This is a genomic window from Roseateles sp. P5_B10 (genome assembly GCF_056400485.1).
In genome coordinates this window covers 1-2,508 of the sequence record NZ_JBFULE010000759.1, presented here as the reverse complement: position 1 = coordinate 2,508, position 2,508 = coordinate 1, and the positions used below count along the sequence as shown (strand labels likewise).

At 64.2% G+C, this 2,508-nt stretch carries 5 protein-coding genes; 4 read left to right on the top strand and 1 reads right to left on the bottom strand.

Features of this window, described 5'->3' with window-relative positions; genetic code table 11:
- The 4 genes from urtD to AC1DU6_RS27160 form a co-directional block, all read left to right on the top strand.
- Window positions 1-679 (top strand): urea ABC transporter ATP-binding protein UrtD (gene urtD, locus AC1DU6_RS27175; RefSeq protein WP_477860921.1); only part of this gene is annotated, 679 nt, incomplete at its 5' end.
- A 1-nt stretch (window position 680) separates the two neighbouring features.
- Window positions 681-1,373, top strand: a complete 693-nt coding sequence (gene urtE / locus AC1DU6_RS27170) for an urea ABC transporter ATP-binding subunit UrtE (protein WP_477860923.1) — start codon at window positions 681-683, stop codon at window positions 1,371-1,373.
- A 181-nt stretch (window positions 1,374-1,554) separates the two neighbouring features.
- Entirely contained in the window at window positions 1,555-1,782 is a 228-nt protein-coding gene (locus AC1DU6_RS27165) for an addiction module protein (RefSeq protein ID WP_477860919.1), read from the top strand.
- Window positions 1,779-2,072 carry a type II toxin-antitoxin system RelE/ParE family toxin gene (locus AC1DU6_RS27160; protein ID WP_056203768.1) on the top strand — a complete coding sequence of 98 codons (294 nt, stop codon included), beginning with the start codon at window positions 1,779-1,781 and terminating at the stop codon, window positions 2,070-2,072. Before AC1DU6_RS27165 ends, AC1DU6_RS27160 begins: the two co-directional genes overlap by 4 nt.
- A 7-nt stretch (window positions 2,073-2,079) precedes the next feature.
- On the opposite strand, the gene AC1DU6_RS27155 is transcribed toward AC1DU6_RS27160, so the two are convergent.
- Window positions 2,080-2,508: L-histidine N(alpha)-methyltransferase (locus tag AC1DU6_RS27155; protein ID WP_477860917.1), on the bottom strand; the 429-nt coding region annotated here is incomplete at its 5' end.

Sequence of the window (2,508 nt, the reverse complement as noted above, 5' to 3'; positions counted from 1 at the left end):
GTCGTTCACGGTGGGCGTGGGCGAACTGCGCTGCGTCATCGGCCCCAACGGTGCCGGCAAGACGACGACGATGGACTGCCTCACGGGCAAGACGCGGCCCGACAGCGGGCGTATCTTCTTCGGCAGCAACCTCAACCTGCGCCTGATGAGCGAGCAGCAGATCGCCCGCGCGGGCATCGGCCGCAAGTTCCAGAAGCCGACGGTGTTCGAGGCGCTGACCGTGGCTGAGAACCTGGAGCTGGCTCTCGCCGGTGATCGCCGCGCGCGCTTTGCAATGCGCGCCAAGCTGAATGGCGAACAGCGTGATCGCCTGGATGAGCTGTTGAAGACGGTTCATCTCGCCGACGAGCGTGAACGCGTCGCCGGCCTGCTGAGCCACGGTCAGAAGCAGTGGCTGGAGATCGGCATGCTGCTGGCGCAAGACCCCAAGCTGCTGCTGCTCGACGAGCCCGTTGCCGGCATGACCGACGAGGAGACCGAGCGCACCGCCGAGCTATTCCTGAGCCTGGAGGGCAAGCACTCGCTCGTCGTCGTCGAGCACGACATGAACTTCGTCGGCACGCTGGCCGGCGCGCATCGCACGGTCACGGTTTTACATGAAGGCAAGACCTTGGCCGAAGGCACCATGGCCGCCGTGCAGTCCGACGAGAAGGTGATCGAGGTGTACCTTGGCAGATGACATCTTGAAAGTGCAGGATCTGCACAAGCACTACGGCGGCTCTCACATCCTGCGCGGCCTGAGCTTCGACCTGAAGCCCGGTGAAATCACGGTCGTGCTGGGTCGCAACGGCGTCGGCAAGACGACGCTGCTGAAGAGCCTGATGGGCGTCGTGCCTGTCACGTCCGGCAGCATCACGCTGGACGGCGAGGCAATCAACAAGCTGAAGACGCACCAGCGCGTTCGCGCAGGCCTCGGCTACGTGCCGCAGGGCCGCGAGATCTTCGGGCGATTGACGGTCATGGAGAACCTGCAGATGGGTCTTTCCAGCCAGCCCGCCGGCACGCCACTGCCCAAGGAGCTGTTCGAGCTGTTCCCCGTGCTCGACAAGATGCGCTCACGCCGCGGCGGCGACCTGTCCGGCGGCCAGCAACAGCAGCTCGCCATCGCCCGCGCGCTCGCGCCCGGCCCCAAGGTGTTGCTGCTGGACGAACCGACCGAAGKCATCCAGCCCAACGTCATCCAGGACATCGGCCGCGTCATCAAGCACTTGGCCCACGACAAGGGCCTGTCGGTCGTGCTCGTCGAGCAGTTCTACGACTTCGCCGAAGAGCTGGCCGACCAGTATTTGCTGATGCAGCGCGGCGAGATCGTCATGCGTGGGCGGGGCAAGGACATGGCGGCGGATGGGGTGCGGGAGAGGTTGGCGATCTGAGATCGCTGCCAATCGATTCCGTGTTCTGACGCGGCAGAACGCTATATCGCCGGGCTCCAGTAGGGGTGAACGCAGTGAACCGCATCGCCGACCGCATCATGCATCGTTCGGGTTCGCAGTGCCCGAACGGAGTTGTGGCAAGCTACCCGAACTGCCCAAGCTTCGGGCCCCAGGGATGCTCATGACGACCGCTCTCGAAACCCTTCAAGCAGAAGTACTGCGACTATCGCCAGCCGATCGCGCGAAGTTGCTGGATCGATTGATCGCCAGCCTGGACGTGGACGCTGGCGTTRAGGCTGCTTGGGACAAGCTGGCCGACGAACGCGAGCAAGAGCTTGAAGTCGGCACCGCCAACGCCGTGCCCGTCGATGTGGCCGTCGCCAGACTGGAAGCCCGCTTTCCCGGATGAAGGTCACACTGCATCCGGCCGCAGAGCAAGACGTCCACGAAGCCGCCGCCTTCTACGAGCGTGAGGGCTCGCCCATCGTGGCAGCCCGTTTTGTTGCAGAGTTCAAACGGCTTGCTGCCCTGCTCCTTGAGCATCCCGACATCGGCTCGCCACGCTCAAATGGCCGACGCGGTTTCGCCATGAGCGTCTTTCCATACACCGTTGTCTATCGCGTGATCGCGGACGAGGTCAGGATCATCGTCGTCAAGCACGACAGCAAGCGCCCGGGTTTTGGTGGGAGGCGCGCATAGCGCTGGCCTATTTGCTGCTCTCTGCCTCCAGCCACAGCACCGCAAACCACCCGTTCTCATCCGTCCACACCTTGCCTGGCTTGAAACCCGCGCGCTCGGCCAGGGACTGGAAGCCCGAAACCGTGTATTTGTGCGAATGCTCGGTGTGTAGCGTCTCGCCCTCGTGGAAGGTGTAGACCTCCCCACCCAAGCTCAGCTCCAGCGGCCGCGTCGCACGCAGATGCATCTCGATGCGTCGGTAGGCCGGGTTGTAGAAGGCTAGGTGCTCGAAGCCGTCCGGTGGGAACTCGGCGCCCAGTTCCTGCCGGGCGCGGTGCAGCAGGTTCATGTTGAAGGCTGCAGTGACGCCGGCCGCATCGTTGTAGGCCGCATGCAACGTGCCGTGGTCCTTCACGAGATCGATGCCGATCAACAGGCCACCGCCGGCCAGTTCGCC